This window comes from Breoghania sp. (assembly GCF_030066895.1).
Lineage (GTDB): Bacteria > Pseudomonadota > Alphaproteobacteria > Rhizobiales > Stappiaceae > Breoghania.
Genome location: NZ_JASJAV010000004.1, coordinates 134,663 through 151,989, shown reverse-complemented (window position 1 = coordinate 151,989; position 17,327 = coordinate 134,663). Strand labels below are relative to the sequence as shown.

Sequence of the window (17,327 nt, the reverse complement as noted above, 5' to 3'; positions counted from 1 at the left end):
CACCGTCTAGGAATACGAGACCAGGAGAGGAAGGGCCGCGACAAGCGGTCCCCCGTTACACGACAAAGAGACGCCATGGCGAAGCAGGACATGAGCGAGGCGGAATTCGATGCCCGTCACGCGGAAAAAATGAAGAAGAAAAAGGCCACTCGCGACAAGATCATGTCGACCAAGACGATCGAGAAGGGGCTTCTCATCGTCCACGCCGGCAAGGGCAAGGGCAAGTCGACGGCCGGTTTCGGAATGATCTTCCGAGCTCTTGGCCACGGCATGAAAGTGGCCGTTGTGCAGTTCGTGAAAGGGCGCATCGAGAGGGGTGAACGTCAAGCGATGGAGCGTTTTTCCGATCTCGTCACCATCAAGCGGATGGGGGAAGGCTTCACGTGGGAGACGCAGGATCGCCAGCGCGATATCGCGGCCGCCCATCAGGCGTGGGACGTGGCCAAGGAGCTGATATCGTCACGCGAGTATCGCATCGTCCTACTCGACGAGCTGAACATCGTGCTGCGCTACGACTACATCCCGCTCGATGACATCGTGGCCTTCCTGCGCGATGAGAAGCCGGAGGATGTTCACGTCATCATCACCGGCCGCAACGCCAAGGAAGAGCTGATCGAGATCGCCGATCTCGTCACGGAGATAACCCAAATCAAGCACCCGTTCCGCTCCGGCGTGAAGCCGCAGATGGGCATTGAGTTCTGAGGTGGTTTCGGCCGTCACGATGCCATCGAACGCATCGCGACGGCCGGGAAATTTAGCTGCCCACCATCATGATCACTTCGAGGACCACGAGCAGCACCAGGACGATGTAGGTCCAGGCTGCGATGGGGATGAAGAACAGGCTGGAGCGGCCCTTCACGATGACCGTCTCACCACTCTGCGGATCGACAAGCTGGCGCGTGCGGGACGGGTCGTTGCGCCAGCGTGCGAGAAGGAAGTTGCCGATCGCGGTGAGGCCGAAACCGATGGCGAAAGCAGCCGGAAAGCCGAGCGACTGACTGGAAAGGGCCGTGATGAAGGCCCCCACAAAACCGGTGGCAAGGATGGCGATACCCCAACCGGACCAAATAACGAACACTGGTCTTCTCCGTTGGATCGTTCTCATGCAACCGCCGGTCTGCGAGGGCCGCTTCATACGGCCGCCGGAGGTGCGGGGATGGATGATCGACATGCCACCGGATACGGTCGGCATCGGATGGGCTCAGCCCGATCGATCGACGCAGCACCCGCACGAATGAGACATTTCGCGTCAGTGGTGCGTAGGAGGGCGCGTCTAACTTTCCAGTTGGCGGCAATCAAGACAGATACGGCCACATCTCTGTATGTTTCGTGGAAAAGTAGTGGAAACATCGAGGCTTATCGGCAGATATCCGGAGAGCATTTTACGCTGACTTAACGGCATACGAAGGCCTGTTGAATATGAAATCGTCGCGTGGTCCTCTCTCTCCCATCATGTGACACGAAAACCCCGCGGAGGCCCCATGCCGACCCTTTTTGACCATGACAACCGAACGCTCACCCCCGGTGCACGCCCTGACCACCACGCGCTACGAAATGGCTCGGACGGGTGTGGAATTCGCGGCGGCCGTGGCCTTCATCGTGGGAAACATCTTCTTCTTTTATGACTCGCTGCAATACGCGGGCACCTGGTTTTTCGTGATCGGGTTGGTTCTCTTCGCCATGCGTCCGGCTGTGCGGCTGGCCATGGAAATCCATCTCGTCTCATTGCCGAGCGATGGTGAGGGCGGGGAATGACACGCCCGCCCGCGGTGATGATCCAGGGAACTGAATCGAATGTCGGCAAGAGCATGATCGTCGCCGGTCTGGCGCGCGCCTTCGTGCGACGCGGTCTGAAGGTCATGCCGTTCAAGCCGAAAAACATATCAAACAACGCCGCCGTGACCATCGATGGAGGTGAGATCGGTCGCGCACAGGCCTTGCAGGCGAAGGCCGCCGGAGTTGAACCGTGCGTGCACATGAACCCGGTTCTCTTGAAGCCCGAGACCGATACCGGCGCGCAGGTGATAGTGCAGGGCGCCCGGATCGCGACCTCCATGGCCCGGGACTACGGACGCATGAAAGCCGATCTCCTGCCGAAGGTTCTGGAGAGCTTCGCCTGTCTGGAAGGTCAGGCGGACCTCCTCCTGGTGGAGGGCTCAGTCAGCCTGTCGGAGACTAACCTGCGTGCCGGTGACATCGCCAATATGGGCTTTGCGGAAGCCGCCGACGTCCCCGTCGTGCTCATCGGCGATATCGATCGCGGCGGTGTCATCGCCGCCCTCGTCGGAACCCATTGCGTTCTCGAACCGCAAGAGAGAAGTCGGATAAAGGGTTTTCTGATCAACAAGTTCCGGGGTGATATTTCACTGCGCACAGGCTGGCAGGCGCTGGGCACGATCCCCTGGTTTCCGCACGCGGCCGACCTACCTGCCGAGGATGTGTTGGGATTGACCGGAAGCACGGCCAACGCCCCGTCTGCTCGTGCGGTGAAGGTAGCGGTTCCCGTCATCGGACGAATCGCCAATTTCGACGATCTCGATCCCTTGCGAATGGAAGCGGGCGTCGAGTTCATTCTGGTCAAGGCGGGCAAGCCGCTCCCCGGCGATGCCGATCTCGTGCTGCTGCACGGTTCGAAATCCACGGTAGCGGATCTCGCTTTCTTCCGTGCGCAAGGGTGGGATGTCGATCTCGCCGCCCATCACCGTCGTGGGGGAGCCGTGCTCGGTATCTGCGGCGGGTATCAGATGCTCGGGCGCAACGTTGCCGATCCGCAAGGCGTCGAGGGCGCGCCCGGCGTTGCCGAAAACCTCGGCCTGCTCGATGTGGAAACGGTGCTTTCCGGGGACAAGACGCTTTCCACGGCTACCGGTCGCCACATGGCATCGGACACGCCAATCTCCGGCTATAAAATCCATCTTGGAACGACATCAGGTGCCGATTGCGCCCGACCTCTGATTGAAATCGAGTGCCACCCGGACGGGGCGATCTCCGCCGACGGTCTGGTTGATGGGAACCTATCTGCACGGTCTGTTCGGCAGCGACGTGTTCCGGGCAACGTTTCTGGAAAATCTCGGCGGCGCCTCGGACCTCGGCTATGAAGCCCGGGTCGAGCGCGCGCTCGACGCACTCGCCGATCACCTGGAACGGTCGGTCGATCTCGACGTGCTCCTGCAGATCTCCAGGAGCCGCTGAAACAAAACTCAGCCGCCCGTTCAGTTGTGTCGCCAGACAAGGAGCTGATTGTTCGCGGGCATCGCGTGATCGTGAATGAATTCGAACCCCTGAGCCTTCGCCAGCGCGTCGATCTGTTCGAAGTCCCGGATGCCTGCCGCCAGATCCCGCTCGCGCAGAAAGGCGTCGAAATCGGCATTGCTCTGCGTCGTGAAATCCCCGCCATATTTGAAAAGGACCGTAAACGGCGAGCGTTCCGCCCGCAGCCAGCGTCCCACCGGCTCCCTCGAAGAAGGCCTCGACCAGCGGCCACGACACGATATGCAGGCAATTGGCGGCAAAGATCGCATCGGCGCCCGTCTCGGGCCAGGGCAGATGAGATATGTCGAACTCGATGGGAGGCAGGAGATTGGCCGGAGCTTCCTGCGCGTGGCGCAGCCGTAATCCGGGCAGGTTTTCGCTCAAATCGCTCGACTGCCACGTCAGAGCGGGAAGTTGAGCGGCTATGTGGACGGCATGCTGTCCGGTGCCGCTGGCAATCTCCAGAACCCGATGAGCGTCCGCAAAGGCGTCGCGCAAGACCTCGGCGATCGGCTCCTTGTTGTTTTCAGCCGCGGGCGAAAACGGCGATACGTCGACGGAACCGGCAATATGGATCGGTGTTCTGCGGCATGGCTTCCTCTTCAAAACAACAGGATGGCAATAACGAGTACGAGGGCAAACAGAAGGCCCCACGCGGCCCATGTGATCCGGACGGACCGGCGAATGTCGGCAGCCGTTGCATCGGCCGATGCTGCCTGATTCAGCCAATCGCCTTCGGTGACCCCTCCCGCATATTGGCGAGGTCCGGCAAGCGCCCGGTCCAGAGCCCCCGCCATGGCGGCCTCCGGGTATCCCGCATTGGGCGAGGCGAGGCGGCGAGCATCGCGCATCATAACGTGAAAGGCAGCACTCGGGGAACCTCTGCCGAAGGGGGAGCCGCCAGCACGATCAGGAGGCCTGCTAGGCGGGCGGGCAGGTAATTGGCGAGATCATCCAACCGCGCCGCTGCCTCGCCGAATGCCCGGTAGCGTGGTGATTTGTGTCCGATCATCAAATCCGCCGTATTGAACGCCTTGTAAGCCAGCAACCCCGCAACCGCGAACCAGAAGGCGGGCGCCACAAGACCGTCGGAGAAATTCTCCGCATCGGATTCAATCGCCGCGCGTGCCACGGCCGCTTCATCCAGCACGCTCGGATCGCGTCCGACGATCATCGAAACGGCTTTCCGTCCCGGTTCAAGTCCCGTGCGACCGCAGCGACATGCCGAACGAGGCTGTTCTGCGCCAACAGCACCGAGGCCAGAACGGCAAGAACGAACGGGCCAACGGAAACCATCGCCAGCCCCCATTCGATCGCAAGGTCGATACCACCGCATACAAAGATACCACCGCATACAAACAAGAGAATGAGGGCGCAGATCCCACCGAAGGCGCGCCGCGTGCCTTCACTAAACGCCGGCGTGTTAGCATGCCTGTCGATGAAACCAATAAGATGCCCAATAAGCACAACGGGATGGGGAAGGCGCTGCCAGAGCCTCCGGGGATCGCCGATGACGGCATCGAGCGCAAGAGCAAGGGCCAGAACGGCAAAGGCGTCGGGAGAGGTGAGGTGAGCATGCGTGTGCGCCGGTCCTCAGCCTGCAAGGTTGCGTTGGGCGGCGGCCAGTGCGTCCGCCAGGCGGACACAGGCGTCCCTCGATCCGGGCAAGCCGATCCGGAGCCACGTCGAATGATCATCGAACTGACGGGTCCAGATACGGCGCTGGGCCAGGGCATAGTGCAGCGCAAATGCATCGCGGTGGCCCGTCAGCCGGAAGAGGGACGTTCCGCCGATGATCTTGAGCCCGTCATTCCGGAGAACGTCATCCAGCACCGCGGCTTCGCGCTGCAACCGGGCTCGCATGTTGATCTGCCAGTCGATATCGGTAATCGCGGCGCGGCCGATGGACAGGGCGGGGCCCGATATGGCCCATGAACCGAAGCATGCCTCAAGAGCCTTCGCAAGAGGCGGTTGCGCGGCGATGAAACCGAGCCGGAGACCGGCCAGCCCGAAGAACTTGCCGAAGGAGCGCAGCACCGCGATGGGTTCGTCTCCTATATGCGGCAGGACACTGATTTCGGGCGTCACGTCGGCAAAGGCCTCATCGACGATCAGCAGGCCACCGCGCTTCTTGAGATCGCGCGCGGCAGAAAGGATTTCATCCGGCGAAAGCCGTCTTCCATCGGGGGTTGTCGGGATTGACGAGGATGACCGTGGTCGCGTCGCCCGCCCCGCTCAGATTGGCGATGTTTCGCAACGGGCGTCCGACCGCCGTCCATGCCTCGCGGTGGCCCGTATAAGTCGGCGCGACGATCGCCGCATCGCCTTCAGGCGCCAGGTTCGCCATCCAGGAAAGACCGGCCTGCGTACCGGGCGTTGCCACAACCGTTAACGTTACGGGCGCGCGACAAATTTTACTGACCGAATCCACCAATAGCTGCTGCGAAGCGGTATCCAGCAACCGCGTCAGGTCGTTTTCCACAACGAGGTTTGCAAGGGTTCCGGTGCCCCATGCATGGGGATTGATGCCGGTGGAGAGGTCGAGCCAATCATCTATTACGAAACCGTAACGATCCTTCGCCTGCTTGATGTTACCGCCGTGATTCATGGGAACAACTTTTGGAAATCATTTCGACCGTGGCATCGGTTATTTTAACCGCCGCACAAAAAACGGAATACGTTATCTCGCGACCATAACGAAATCTTCGGAGCGGAATTGACCGAACAGACCGGCGCGGCCGTAAGGATTAGCTTGCGGAGAGATTAACGGAACCGGATCGATTCGGCTCCGATACGGCTAAAACGTATCGCGAATGTCAAATGCGAAAATTGCAAAATGGGAACCAGCCCTGGGTGGATATCGCCGAAGAAAGTCTGGTTTCCCAATGTGGTCATGATTCGCCTGCGGAAGGATTGCCCCCGGTGCAACCGCCGACTGGCAGCCCATGTCAGCGGATATGCCTAAGGGAAGAGGTAGCGATTGCAGCCTGTGCGTTCGGGGGAATTAGAACGCGTGACAGGCCTGTATCGCTCGATACACGAGCGATCCGCATCGCTGGCGAATTTTGAAGATGGGAGGAATAAGGGGAGGTAAGAATTTGGAGGCCACGCCCGGAATCGAACCGGGGTACACGGATTTGCAATCCGTTGCGTCACCACTCCGCCACGTAGCCTCGAAGGGTCGATCGACAAATCACGTTTTTGCGAGGTGACGACGACGTCCGGTTGCTTAGCAGAGCTTCCGTCTACCGACAATGGGCAAGCGAAACTAAATTGGGGGTGAGTGGATAGTTCGGTATGACTGTGACGAAACCTGGTGAAAAGTCTACTCTATAGTCGGTATTTTAAGACGATGTTTTGGCACCGGGTGGCGGGGGAGGCGGCGCGATGCTTGTCACGGGCCTCTAGGAGAGCTAAGGAAAACGTAGCGGACAGGACACGCGTCATGGGCGAATTCGATGATAAGCGCCGCCGTATGGTGGACAACCAGCTTCGTACCCGCGATATCACCGACTATCGTATTCTTGACGCTATGGGCACCGTCCCGCGCGAACTTTATGTCCCCCGAGGCAAACGCACCTTCGCCTATAGCGACGGCGATATTGAGATAAAGCCGGCGGATGAAAACGGTCCTGCCCGCTATCTCATCTCGGCACAGGTTTTCGGAAAACTCGTTCAGCTTGCGGATATCGACAACACCGACATCGTTCTGGTGGTCGGTTGCGCGTCCGCCTATGCGACGGCGATGCTTGCACGCATCGCCAATTCGGTGGTGGGCGTCGAAGCCGACGAGTCGCTTGCCCAAGCCGCCAGCGAGAAGCTGGTGGAGCAGGGGATCGACAATGCGGCGATCGTGAGCGGCGATCCGACCAAGGGACTTGCATGCGAAGGCCCCTTCGATGTGATCCTGATCGAAGGCGCGGTCGACGAAATCCCGGACGCTCTCAAGGAACAGCTCAAAGATGGCGGTCGTCTCGTCTGCGTCAGAGGACGCGGCGGTGCGGCGGAAGCCGTGCTGACGGTCTGTTCGGAAGGCGAGATCAGCACCCGGGCCTCGTTCAACGCCTGCGTGCCCTCGCTGCCGGGATTTGAGAAATCACCCGAATTCGTGTTCTGAGGTTTCGCCGGTAACGGCGCTTCCCGACATGTCCCGGCTTCGGCCGGGGCGACTCTCGATCGTTGAAAGCCCTGCGCGAGACTTCGGATATTCGACGCAGGGTAAGGTTTTATCCCCGCATCCTTCTGGTCCATTCGAATACGCGCCACTATGCCGCAGGGCGGCGCGGCGGCAGAATGCCGCGGTTTGGCTTTCAAATCGCTGTTGCGGTTTCGCCTCATCCCTCTTTTTTGCCCCTTGTTGCTCAAGCAAGGGTTCAACTGTCATCTCTCGCAGCCTAATCTGTTTTCCCAATAGGGATAAAAGTTGCGCCCGACCTCGGGACGGTTACGTTAACGTAACGGCTGTGCGCTAGCCTCTGGGAGATCAGATGACGCTACGTTATATGCCGTTCCTTCGGGGGGAGGCGAAGGCGGGACGAACAGGGGCCGTGCGACAATGAGGCGTGGCGTAATGACCATTCGTACTTCGGCCGTCGCTCTGGCGGCAGCTTCCACCGTGTTCTTTTTCGCAGCCGGAGCACAACAAGCGCAGTCGATCAGCGATGCGCCGGCCATGGCCTATTCGAACAATCCCTCGCTGAATGCGGCCCGGGCACAGTTGCACGCCACCAACGAAGGCGTGAACCAGGCGCTTTCGAGTTGGCGTCCGCAGATTTTCGCCAATCTCAGTGCTGGCCACACCTCTTACAGCTTCAAGCCGGGCGGAGAGCTTTATTACAACACCGCGACCGTTGGGCTACGGATCCAGCAGGCGGTCTTCCGCGGCTTTCGAACCGTCACAGCACTCGGCAGACAGAAACCCTCGTCAAGGCTCCGCGCACCTCGCTGACCTCGTCCGAGCAGAGCGTCATGCTCTCGGCGGCGCAGTTCTACATGAACGTGATCCGCGACACCGCGATCGTTTCGCTCAACCGGTCGAACATCAAGTTCCTCGGAGAGCAGGTGCGGGCTGCGAAGGACTGCTTCGAGGTCGGCGAAGGAACGCGCACGGATATCGCCCAGGCGGACGCTCGTCTGGCCGCCGCCCAGTCCCAGCTCAATCTGGCGCTCGCCAATCTCAACGCCGACCGTGCTGTCTTCCGGCAGGTCATCGGCGTGGAGCCGGGCCGGATAATGCCGCGCACGAATATCAGCTCCATACTGCCGCATAATCTGAAAGATGCACTCGCAGCCGGTGCCGGACAACCATCCCGACATCATCGCCGCCCAGTTCAATATCGATGCGGCCCAGTTCAACGTGAAGGTTCTGGAGGGCAACATGCTCCCGACCGTCACGGTGGAAGGCAATGTCGGCCGTATCTGGAACCCCTCGACGACGACCAGCTACGACTATGCGGACAGCGCTTCCATTGTCGGGCGGGTGTCGGTGCCGCTCTATCAGGGCGGGCAGGTGTCCTCGCAGGTCCGACAGGCCAAGGAAGAGCTCGGCAACGCACGGGGATCTCCTTCTGGATTCCGCACGCGACAGCGTGCGGGCCTCGATCGTGGCTGCCTGGGGCAACTATCAGGCAGCGGAAGCTTCTGTGACGGCTGCGCACGCACAGGTCGATGAGGCCCAGCTCTCGTTGAACGGTGTCATCGAGGAGTAGCGCGTCGGCCAGCAGACCACACCGGACGTGTTGAACGCACAGAACGAACTGATCGACGCCAAGTCCACGCTTGTCACCGCGCAGCGTGACAGCGTTGTCGCCGCGTTCTCCCTCGTCTCCGCCGTCGGACGTCTGACCGCGCAGGATCTCGGTCTTCATGTCGCAGCCTATAAGCCGCAGAAGCATTATGAGGCGGTGCGGGACAAATGGTTCGGTCTGCGTACTCCGGACGGGCGCTGAGGCAGCTCCCGTCTGTTGTCGTGGTTTGAAGTGCGGTTCTGCAAGGGATGAGTACTTCTACGAAGAACCGCCATTCCGAAAATACATCCGATCATGTGCAAGCACCGGGCCGAATTGTTTCGGTAAATCGGGGGAAGATTCCAATAGCAATGACCGGAATTTCCGAACTGGTTAAAGAATCGTTATAGTCAAGCGGTTGAGAATCGTCGCGTAACTCAAGCGTTTCGGTTCTGTTTGGTCAGTTGACGCGGTATAATTGCGTAGAGCCGGACGTCGATGTTCTGGTTTGCGATCCTGCTAGAACAAGTTGGTGAGGGGTAAAATAGCGAAAGCCGGGCAGGCGGAGGAACCCTCGATGGAGGAAATCCTGGCATCGATTCGCCGGATTATCTCCGATGATGACGCGCCTCAGGACAACGCCGAGGCAAGTGCGGCGGTAGAAGAACCGGATATGTCGGCTGATCTCTCCCAGGACGATCTCGATAAGCTGTTCGACAGCGATGGCGGCGATTTCGACGTAGAAGAAGAAATCGCAGAGCCGGAGATGGAGGCAGAGCCTGAAGAGGACGTTGCGACTTCGACATGGCTGCCGCGATGTCCGACGAAGAAGAGGACGACGAGGGCGCTGGCGACGATGTCCTTGAGCTGACCGAAGACCTGGCCATGGAAGAGGCTGACGAAGCCCCGGACATGGTGGAAGGGCTTCCGGAAAATACCTAATACCGGCGATGTGGCCTTCGTCTCCGACGAAGAGGAAGCCGACGAGGCTTTCGAGATGGCCGAAGCTGCGGTCGAGCCCGAGCCTGCGCCCAAACCCGCCTTCGACTACAAGCCTGTTCGCGACGACGTATAGTCTTTGACATCGGAAGCGCATCTCATGTCGGAAATGACCGACAGCGCGGTCAACTCGGCGTTTTCCAGCCTGTCCAACACGATCCTGTCGGCGAATTCGCGCACCCTTGACGATCTGGTGCGTGAAATGCACCGTCCGATGATCAAGGCATGGCTTGACGACAATCTGCCGACTATGGTGGAGCGGATGGTCCGTCAGGAGATCGAGCGGGTTACGCGGAGGCGTTAAGCTCTCGCGCAAGCTGTTCGCAAGCTCTGCCCGCCCGGGCGGCGTTTTCATTTAAGGTCCTTTTCGGCTGTGACGCCGCGTGCAGGTTGACTTGACGGCGACCATCCGATTTACACGAGCGAATGCGGCGTTGCGCGCTGACTTCTCCTTTTCGCGCGCCGGCAACTAGAATGACGAGACAGGGTTCCATGCTCGATAAAACTTATGATGCCGCGGCGACCGAACCGCGGATTTCGCAGGATTGGGAAACAGCCGGGGCGTTTCGCGCGGGCGCTGGAGCGCGCGCGGGGGCCAACCCCTACAGCATCGTCATTCCGCCGCCGAACGTAACCGGCTCGCTCCACATGGGGCACGCCCTCAACAACACGCTGCAGGACATTCTGATCCGCTTCAACCGGATGTGCGGCAACGACGTTCTCTGGCAGCCGGGCATGGACCATGCCGGCATCGCAACGCAGATGGTCGTGAAACGCCAGATGGCCCAGCGCCAGGAACCCGGCGGCCGCGCCATCGGCCGCGAAACCTTCGTTGAGAAGGTCTGGACGTGGAAAGCCGAATCCGGCGGCATGATCCTCAACCAGCTCAAGCGGCTAGGCGCCTCCTGCGACTGGTCGCGCGAGCGCTTCACAATGGATGACGGGCTGTCGAAGGCGGTCCTCAAGGTTTTCGTCCAGCTTTACCGCGAAGGCCTGATCTATCGCGGCAAGCATCTGGTCAACTGGGACCCGAAATTCGAAACCGCAATCTCCGATCTGGAAGTGGAGAACACGGAAGTCGACGGCCACATGTGGCACTTCAAGTACCCACTGGCCGGAGGTGCAACCTACGAGTACGTGGAGAAGGACGAGGACGGCACCGTCACGCTGCGCGAAACGCGCGACTACATCTCCATCGCCACGACGCGTCCCGAAACCATGCTGGGTGATGGCGCGGTTGCCGTGCATCCCTCTGACGAGCGCTATGCGCCGATCGTCGGCAAGTTGTGCGAGATCCCGGTCGGGCCGAAGGAATACCGCCGCCTGATCCCGATTATCCAGGATGAGTATCCCGATCCGGACTTCGGCTCCGGTGCGGTGAAGATCACCGGAGCGCACGACTTCAACGACTATCAGGTCGCCCGCCGCAACAATATCCCGCTCTATCGCCTGATGGACGAGAAGGCTGCCATGCGCACCGACGATCCCGCCTACGCCGAGTGTGTGGCAAAGGCCAAGGCGATCGTCGCCTACGGCGAGCTTCCTTCCGAATCCGAGGTCGATGCGATCAACCTGGTGCCGGATGAATATCGCGGTCTCGATCGCTACGAGGCGCGCGAAAAGATCATCGCCGCGATCAACGCGGACGGTCTCGCCGTTACGGTCAAGGACGAGGAAGGCAACGACGTGCCGCTCGTCGAGAACAAGAAGGTCATGCAGCCCTTCGGCGACCGCTCGCACGAAGTCATCGAGCCGATGCTGACCGACCAGTGGTTTGCCGACGCCAAGACGCTGGCCCAGCCGGCCATCGCTTCCGTGCGCGAAGGCCGCACGAAGTTCGTGCCGAAGAACTGGGAAAAGACCTATTTCGAATGGATGGAGAACATCGAGCCCTGGTGCATTTCGCGCCAGCTCTGGTGGGGCCATCAGATCCCGGCCTGGTACGGCCCGGACGGAGAGGTCTTCGTCGCCTACAACAAGGACGAGGCGGGCGAGCTTGCCGAGAAGCATTACGGCAAGAAGGTTGACCTCGTTCGCGACGAGGACGTGCTAGACACCTGGTTCTCCTCTGCGCTGTGGCCGTTCTCAACGCTCGGCTGGCCGGACGATACGCCGGAAGTGAAGCGCTATTATCCCACCAGCGTGCTGGTGACGGGCCTCGACATCATCTTCTTTTGGGTCGCCCGGATGATGATGATGGGGTTGCACTTCATGGACAAGGAGCCCTTCGCCGACATCTACATCCACGCTCTCGTGCGCGACGAGAAGGGTGCGAAGATGTCGAAGTCGAAAGGCAACGTCATCGATCCGCTCACCCTCATCGACGAATACGGTGCGGATGCTCTGCGCTTCACGCTGGCGGCAATGGCGGCCCAGGGCCGCGACATCAAGCTGGCCACGAGCCGGGTGGCCGGATACCGCAACTTCGCGACGAAGCTGTGGAACGCGATGCGCTTCCTGCAGATGAACGAATGCGTGCGCGTGGACGGGTTCGACCCGACTGCCACGAAGGGAACGCTCAACCGCTGGATTGTCACGGAAACGGCGCGGTGCGCAGCCGACGTCACGGACGCGATCAAGGCCTATCACTTCAATGACGGGGCGAACGGCATTTACCGCTTCGTCTGGAACACGTTCTGCGACTGGTACATCGAGGTTGCTAAGCCCGTTCTGTCCGGCGACGACGAAGCCGCCAAGGCGGAAACACGCGCAACCGCTGCCTGGGTCGTCGACGAGATCCTGAAGCTCCTCCATCCCTTCATGCCCTTCCTGACCGAAGAGCTGTGGGCCCGCACGGGTGAGGAGGGGCCGGCGCGTGCCGGACTTCTCGCGCTCGCGCCCTGGCCGGAACTCTCACCGCTTGATGACGACAGCGCTGAGGAGATCAACTGGCTGATCGACCTCATCACGCATATCCGTTCGGTTCGCGCGGAAATGAACGTGCCCGGAGGTGCGACCCTGTCACTCATCGTCGTCGGTGCAGACGAGGAGACCAAGACGCGGCTTGCCACCAATGAAGCGGCGATCATGCGTCTGGCGCGGGTGGAAAAGATCGAACATGCCGATACCGCCCCCAAGGACTCGGCGCAGATCGTTCTGGAAACCGTGACCTTGTGTCTGCCGCTGGCCGGGGTGATCGATCTCGACGTGGAGAAGACCCGGCTCGCCAAGGAGCGCGGTCGGCTGGACGGAGAAATCGCGCGAATCGACAAGAAGCTCGCCAATCCGAAATTCGTCGAAAAGACACCCGCCAAGATGGTCGAGAGCGAAAAGGAAAAGCGGGCGGAGTTCGTTGAGCTGCGCGGCAAGGTCGAGCAGGCCGAAGCCCGGCTTTCGCAGATGGGATAAGACCGAGTTCGGCGGTTCCCCGGCCTTCGGGGAACTACCGATTTCGGATTGTTCCCAAGGCTGCCATTTTCCTAGCCGGGGATGATGCTACACCATGCGCGAATCGCAGGAACTCAACCGGCAAAGACGGTCGCGGGAGAAAATATGACGATTGGCAGGATAGGTCGTTTGGCGGCGCCCCTTATCGCGAGCGTCTTTACGGTGGCCGCCGGACCCGTTCATGCGGAGCGGATCACCAATCCGGTGGCGGAGTTCGCCGGTCTCGACAAGATCACCGGCCGGATCATTTCGTTCGATGTCTATATCGGCGAAAAGGTTCAGTTCGGCGCGCTGCAGGTTACCCCGCGCGCGTGCTACTCGCGCCCGCCGACGGAACAGCCTCAAACCGATGCATTCGTTGAAGTGGACGAGGTGACGTTCGACAAGAAGGTCCGCCGGATCTTCACCGGCTGGATGTTTGCGGCAAGTCCCGGTCTGCATGCGGTCGAGCATCCCGTCTATGACGTGTGGCTGACAGACTGCAAGCAGTCCTCCAACGTGCCGCCGCCGGACAATTATGACGGACCGCCGGTGATCGAGAAGGTTGCCCCCGACGATCCGCTGGGCAACGCTCCGCGCGACCCGAACGCGCCGCCGCCGAACATTCCGCGCGAAAAACCTCAACTTGAGCCGTAACAGATCAAACCGGCGTCGTTCACCAGGACGGCGCCGGTTTTGCATTTGATGCAAGGATCAGGAACGAAGGCGGATCAGAGGTGATGAGTCGTTCTGGTTTCCAGCGTGGCCAGCGCCTCGACACCGATCATACGGTTCGGCACGGCATAGAAGCTCGCGGCATCGTTCATGACGGCCTGATCCAGCAGCATCGAATAATTGTACCTGGAAATTTCCACCGCGCCGAAGGTCATCAGATGTTCGGTGACGAACTGCGTATCGAGCAGAGAAAAGCCGCCGGCTTTCAGACGTGCGACCAGATGGACGAGCGCAACCTTTGAGGCGTCGCGTTCGCGCGAAAATATGCTCTCGCCGAAAAAGGCGCCGCCCAGCTCGATGCCGTAGAGCCCGCCGACAAGCTGACCTTCGCGCCAGCATTCCACCGTATGACAATGGCCAAGACAGAATAGCTCGCCGCAGAGCTTGCGGATCGGCGCATTGATCCATGTCTTCTGTCGTCCGGGGCCGGGCGCGGCGCAACCGTCCAGAACGGCATCGAAATTGGTATCGATCACGACCTCGAAATGATCGGAGCGAACGGTACGCTTAAGTCTGCGGGGTACATGGAAAGTATGCAGCGGGAGGATGCCGCGCCAGGTCGGCTCGATCCAGTGGAGTTCCTGGCTTTCCGCCGACTCCGCCATGGGAAAGATCCCGCAGGCATACGCTTTCAAAAGCACCTGTGGGGTTATCTGGAGCTGCGGAGAATCGTCATGCAATGCCATGAGAGGCTATGTGACTCGAGATGAGGAAGTATCACTCAATCTTTAAGTAGGTCGCCAGCCGCAATAAGACCAGCCGAAATCGTCGTTTGAAGCAGGCCGCGGTCAAATTTCTCCGCCTGCCTTAAGGGAATTACAGGCGGGATCACGCGTGGCGCGGTCCCTGCCTTAATCTTGGCGGCTGTCTATTCGTCAGCCGACTTGTTCGCCAGGTACTTTTCCAGCCAGTGGATGTCGTACATACCATTGGCGATGTCCTGATTGTCCACGAGATCGCGGAAAAGCGGGATCGTCGTCTCGATACCGTCAATGACGAACTCGTCGAGGCACCGGCGCAGACGCATCATGCATTCCACACGATTGCGACCGTGCACGATCAGCTTGCCGATCAGACTGTCGTAGTTCGGCGGGATGGAATAGCCCGCATAGACGCCGGAATCGACGCGCACGCCCAGACCTCCGGGCGGATGGTAGTACGTGATCTTGCCGGGCGAGGGCGCGAAGGTGCGCGGGTGCTCGGCGTTGATACGGCACTCGATGGCGTGGCCGGAGAGATGGATATTCTCCTGCTTCATGGACAATTCCGCACCCGACGCGATCCGAATCTGCTCGTTGACCAGATCGATGCGGGTGATCATCTCCGTGACCGGGTGCTCCACCTGAAGACGGGTGTTCATTTCGATGAAATAGAACTCGCCGTTCTCATACAGGAACTCGATCGTTCCGACGCCGGAATATTTCAGCTCCGCCATAGCCTTGGCGACAAGGCCACCGATGCGGTTGCGCTGCTCGTCATTGAGGGCGGGTGAGGTCGCTTCCTCAAGCACCTTCTGGTGGCGGCGCTGCAGCGAGCAATCGCGTTCACCCAGGTGCACCGCATTGCCCTGACCGTCGCCCAGCACCTGGATCTCGATATGCCGAGGCTTCTCCAGGTACTTTTCCATGTAGACAGCGTCATCGCCGAAGGCGTTGCGGGCTTCCGAACGGGCGGAATGGAAGGCTTCTTCCAGATCGTCTTCGGACTTGGCCACCTTCATGCCGCGACCGCCGCCGCCGGCGGCAGCCTTGATCAGCACCGGATAGCCGATCTCTGCGCCGATGCGCTTGGCTTCCTTGACGTCGGTAACGCCGTCGTCGGAGCCGGAGACAACCGGAATGCCCAGACGCTTGACCGTCTGCTTGGCCTCGATCTTGTCGCCCATGATGCGGATATGTTCCGAAGACGGACCGATGAAGCCGATCTTGTGGGCTTCCAGGATTTCCGCAAAGCGGGCCTTTTCCGAAAGGAAGCCATAACCGGGGTGTACCGCGTCCGCGCCGGTGATCTCGCACGCCGCCATGAGGTTGGGGATGTTGAGATAACTGTCGCGCGCCAGAGGCGGGCCGATACACACGCTTTCGTCGGCCAGACGCACATGCATGGCGTCGGCGTCGGCGGTGGAGTGCACAGCGACGGTGGCAATACCCAGTTCCTTCGCCGCGCGCAGAATGCGCAGGGCTATTTCGCCGCGATTGGCGATGAGGATCTTGCTGAACATGAACCCTGCCTATTCGATGACCAGCAGCGGCTCGCCAAATTCGACCGGCTGACCGTCTTCCACCAGGATCTCCTTGACCGTACCCGCCTTGGGAGCGGAGATCTGGTTCATGGTTTTCATCGCCTCGACGATCATGACCGTCTGTCCGGCACGTACCGTCTCACCGACATCGACAAACGGCCGCGCGCCCGGCTCCGGAGCAAGATAGGCCGTGCCGACCATCGGGGAGGGGATGACGCCCGGACGGTTGGCAGGATCGGCCGCCGCGCCTACAACCTCGCCACCCGCAGATTGCGGCGCGGCGGCAACGGGCGCCGGAGCGGCCTGAGCCGCAACAGGAGCGGTGATGGAAAGCTGCCGCGCTACACGAATGCGCAGATCGTCCTGCTCCACCTCAATCTCCGAAAGATTGGTCTCGTCGAGCAGGGTCGCGAGTTGGCGGATCAGATCGTGGTCAATCGGTTTATTTTTGCTTGACATATTTCTTTTCGTTTCAGACCGGCTGCCCTTTTCAGGCCCGGATAACTTCGGAGAGGACTTCGATCGCCAATCGATAGCCAGTGGCGCCGAATCCGCAGATTACGCCATAGGCTACTGGTGATACGAAGGAATGATGGCGAAATGCGTCCCGTGTGAAGATGTTGCTCAGGTGCACTTCGATAGTGGGTATATCGGCCGTCATGATGGCGTCGCGAATGGCCACTGAAGTGTGGGTGTAGGCGGCGGGGTTGATGACCAGCCCCTGCGCCAGATCCCCGGCTTCCTGGATCCATTCGACCAGCATGCCTTCGAAATTCGTCTGGCGGAATTCCAGCTCGAACCCGATATCTTCCGCCGTGTCCTTGCACAGGCGTTCGATGTCGGAGAACGTCAGGCGCCCGTAGATTTCCGGTTCGCGCGTGCCGAGCCGATTGAGGTTCGGTCCGTTCAGAACGAAGATGGGTGAAGCCATAGGCCTTCCGCCACAATGACCCGTCCGACGATGCTGCGAGGGACTGACGGTCCTGAGTTTCGCTGACTGTGCGCGT

The 17,327-nt window shown here is 60.4% G+C and carries 16 protein-coding genes, 1 tRNA gene and 5 pseudogenes; 11 read left to right on the top strand and 11 right to left on the bottom strand.

Annotation, left to right across the window (positions count from 1 at the left end; translation table 11 throughout):
- The first annotated feature begins 75 nt into the window (after window positions 1-75).
- Window positions 76-702, top strand: coding sequence for a cob(I)yrinic acid a,c-diamide adenosyltransferase (gene cobO, locus QNJ43_RS08005; protein WP_300468883.1), 627 nt, complete (start codon window positions 76-78; stop codon window positions 700-702).
- A 52-nt stretch (window positions 703-754) separates the two neighbouring features.
- On the opposite strand, the gene QNJ43_RS08000 is transcribed toward cobO, so the two are convergent.
- On the bottom strand, window positions 755-1,078 hold the full coding sequence (locus QNJ43_RS08000) for a hypothetical protein (RefSeq protein ID WP_300468880.1): 324 nt from the start codon (window positions 1,076-1,078) through the stop codon (window positions 755-757).
- 422 nt (window positions 1,079-1,500) lie between these two features.
- Between QNJ43_RS08000 and QNJ43_RS07995 the strand changes: the two genes are divergently transcribed.
- Window positions 1,501-1,755, top strand: a complete 255-nt coding sequence (locus QNJ43_RS07995) for a YrhK family protein (protein WP_300468878.1) — start codon at window positions 1,501-1,503, stop codon at window positions 1,753-1,755.
- A pseudogene (locus QNJ43_RS07990) lies at window positions 1,752-3,192 on the top strand (cobyric acid synthase). The gene QNJ43_RS07995 and the pseudogene QNJ43_RS07990 overlap by 4 nt, the downstream one beginning before the upstream one ends.
- Window positions 3,193-3,212: 20 nt before the next feature.
- Here the strand turns inward: QNJ43_RS07990 and QNJ43_RS07985 are convergent.
- From QNJ43_RS07985 to QNJ43_RS07960, 6 genes and pseudogenes are all read right to left on the bottom strand, one after another.
- Window positions 3,213-3,449 (bottom strand): DUF938 domain-containing protein, encoded by a 237-nt coding sequence (locus QNJ43_RS07985; protein ID WP_300468876.1) that lies wholly within the window; start codon window positions 3,447-3,449, stop codon window positions 3,213-3,215.
- A gap of 16 nt (window positions 3,450-3,465) precedes the next feature.
- Window positions 3,466-3,915: pseudogene (locus QNJ43_RS07980) on the bottom strand (DUF938 domain-containing protein); the annotation flags it as partial.
- Window positions 3,855-4,794 (bottom strand): annotated as a pseudogene (gene cbiB / locus QNJ43_RS07975) (adenosylcobinamide-phosphate synthase CbiB). The pseudogenes cbiB and QNJ43_RS07980, both read right to left, overlap by 61 nt.
- Before the next feature lie 51 nt (window positions 4,795-4,845).
- A complete protein-coding gene (locus QNJ43_RS07970) occupies window positions 4,846-5,409 on the bottom strand; it encodes an aminotransferase class I/II-fold pyridoxal phosphate-dependent enzyme (RefSeq protein ID WP_300469046.1) in 564 nt (187 codons plus the stop codon).
- A gap of 1 nt (window position 5,410) precedes the next feature.
- Window positions 5,411-5,860, bottom strand: a complete 450-nt coding sequence (locus QNJ43_RS07965; protein WP_300468874.1) for a hypothetical protein — start codon at window positions 5,858-5,860, stop codon at window positions 5,411-5,413.
- A 491-nt stretch (window positions 5,861-6,351) separates the two neighbouring features.
- A tRNA-Cys gene (locus QNJ43_RS07960) sits at window positions 6,352-6,425 on the bottom strand.
- 272 nt (window positions 6,426-6,697) lie between these two features.
- Between QNJ43_RS07960 and QNJ43_RS07955 the strand changes: the two genes are divergently transcribed.
- The 8 genes and pseudogenes from QNJ43_RS07955 to QNJ43_RS07920 all read left to right on the top strand — a co-directional run bounded on the left by QNJ43_RS07955 (window position 6,698) and on the right by QNJ43_RS07920 (window position 14,000).
- A complete protein-coding gene (locus QNJ43_RS07955) occupies window positions 6,698-7,369 on the top strand; it encodes a protein-L-isoaspartate O-methyltransferase (protein ID WP_300468872.1) in 672 nt (223 codons plus the stop codon).
- A gap of 453 nt (window positions 7,370-7,822) precedes the next feature.
- The gene (locus tag QNJ43_RS07950; RefSeq protein WP_300468870.1) at window positions 7,823-8,200 is read left to right on the top strand and encodes a TolC family protein; all 378 of its coding nucleotides are present in this window, start codon (window positions 7,823-7,825) and stop codon (window positions 8,198-8,200) included.
- Window positions 8,197-8,406, top strand: a pseudogene (locus tag QNJ43_RS07945) (TolC family protein); the annotation flags it as partial. The gene QNJ43_RS07950 and the pseudogene QNJ43_RS07945, both read left to right, overlap by 4 nt.
- A 124-nt stretch (window positions 8,407-8,530) precedes the next feature.
- Window positions 8,531-8,923 (top strand): TolC family protein, encoded by a 393-nt coding sequence (locus tag QNJ43_RS07940; RefSeq protein ID WP_300468868.1) that lies wholly within the window; start codon window positions 8,531-8,533, stop codon window positions 8,921-8,923.
- A gap of 67 nt (window positions 8,924-8,990) precedes the next feature.
- Entirely contained in the window at window positions 8,991-9,200 is a 210-nt protein-coding gene (locus QNJ43_RS07935; RefSeq protein WP_300468866.1) for a hypothetical protein, read from the top strand.
- 322 nt (window positions 9,201-9,522) lie between these two features.
- Window positions 9,523-10,281, top strand: a pseudogene (locus tag QNJ43_RS07930) (DUF2497 domain-containing protein).
- A gap of 188 nt (window positions 10,282-10,469) precedes the next feature.
- Window positions 10,470-13,325, top strand: coding sequence for a valine--tRNA ligase (locus QNJ43_RS07925; protein ID WP_300468864.1), 2,856 nt, complete (start codon window positions 10,470-10,472; stop codon window positions 13,323-13,325).
- A gap of 144 nt (window positions 13,326-13,469) precedes the next feature.
- A complete protein-coding gene (locus tag QNJ43_RS07920) occupies window positions 13,470-14,000 on the top strand; it encodes a DUF2155 domain-containing protein (RefSeq protein WP_300468862.1) in 531 nt (176 codons plus the stop codon).
- A gap of 74 nt (window positions 14,001-14,074) precedes the next feature.
- On the opposite strand, the gene aat is transcribed toward QNJ43_RS07920, so the two are convergent.
- From aat to aroQ, 4 genes are all read right to left on the bottom strand, one after another.
- On the bottom strand, window positions 14,075-14,764 hold the full coding sequence (gene aat, locus QNJ43_RS07915; protein WP_300468860.1) for a leucyl/phenylalanyl-tRNA--protein transferase: 690 nt from the start codon (window positions 14,762-14,764) through the stop codon (window positions 14,075-14,077).
- Between the two features lie 182 nt (window positions 14,765-14,946).
- Window positions 14,947-16,299 (bottom strand): acetyl-CoA carboxylase biotin carboxylase subunit, encoded by a 1,353-nt coding sequence (gene accC, locus QNJ43_RS07910; protein ID WP_300468858.1) that lies wholly within the window; start codon window positions 16,297-16,299, stop codon window positions 14,947-14,949.
- Window positions 16,300-16,308: 9 nt separating this feature from the next.
- Window positions 16,309-16,779, bottom strand: coding sequence for an acetyl-CoA carboxylase biotin carboxyl carrier protein (gene accB / locus QNJ43_RS07905; protein WP_300468856.1), 471 nt, complete (start codon window positions 16,777-16,779; stop codon window positions 16,309-16,311).
- 31 nt (window positions 16,780-16,810) lie between these two features.
- Entirely contained in the window at window positions 16,811-17,251 is a 441-nt protein-coding gene (aroQ, locus tag QNJ43_RS07900; protein WP_300468854.1) for a type II 3-dehydroquinate dehydratase, read from the bottom strand.
- Window positions 17,252-17,327: the final 76 nt, after the last annotated feature.

Excerpts from the sequence above, each read along its gene's own strand:
- aroQ (WP_300468854.1), bottom strand. The coding sequence starts at position 17,251 with ATGGCTTCACCCATCTTCGTTCTGAACGGACCGAACCTCAATCGGCTC.
- accC (WP_300468858.1), bottom strand. The coding sequence starts at position 16,299 with ATGTTCAGCAAGATCCTCATCGCCAATCGCGGCGAAATAGCCCTGCGC.
- aat (WP_300468860.1), bottom strand. The coding sequence starts at position 14,764 with ATGGCATTGCATGACGATTCTCCGCAGCTCCAGATAACCCCACAGGTG.
- QNJ43_RS07995 (WP_300468878.1), top strand. The coding sequence starts at position 1,501 with ATGACAACCGAACGCTCACCCCCGGTGCACGCCCTGACCACCACGCGC.
- cobO (WP_300468883.1), top strand. The coding sequence starts at position 76 with ATGGCGAAGCAGGACATGAGCGAGGCGGAATTCGATGCCCGTCACGCG.
- QNJ43_RS07920 (WP_300468862.1), top strand. The coding sequence starts at position 13,470 with ATGACGATTGGCAGGATAGGTCGTTTGGCGGCGCCCCTTATCGCGAGC.
- QNJ43_RS07965 (WP_300468874.1), bottom strand. The coding sequence starts at position 5,860 with ATGAATCACGGCGGTAACATCAAGCAGGCGAAGGATCGTTACGGTTTC.
- QNJ43_RS07940 (WP_300468868.1), top strand. The coding sequence starts at position 8,531 with ATGCACTCGCAGCCGGTGCCGGACAACCATCCCGACATCATCGCCGCC.
- QNJ43_RS07925 (WP_300468864.1), top strand. The coding sequence starts at position 10,470 with ATGCTCGATAAAACTTATGATGCCGCGGCGACCGAACCGCGGATTTCG.
- accB (WP_300468856.1), bottom strand. The coding sequence starts at position 16,779 with ATGTCAAGCAAAAATAAACCGATTGACCACGATCTGATCCGCCAACTC.
- QNJ43_RS07950 (WP_300468870.1), top strand. The coding sequence starts at position 7,823 with ATGACCATTCGTACTTCGGCCGTCGCTCTGGCGGCAGCTTCCACCGTG.
- QNJ43_RS07955 (WP_300468872.1), top strand. The coding sequence starts at position 6,698 with ATGGGCGAATTCGATGATAAGCGCCGCCGTATGGTGGACAACCAGCTT.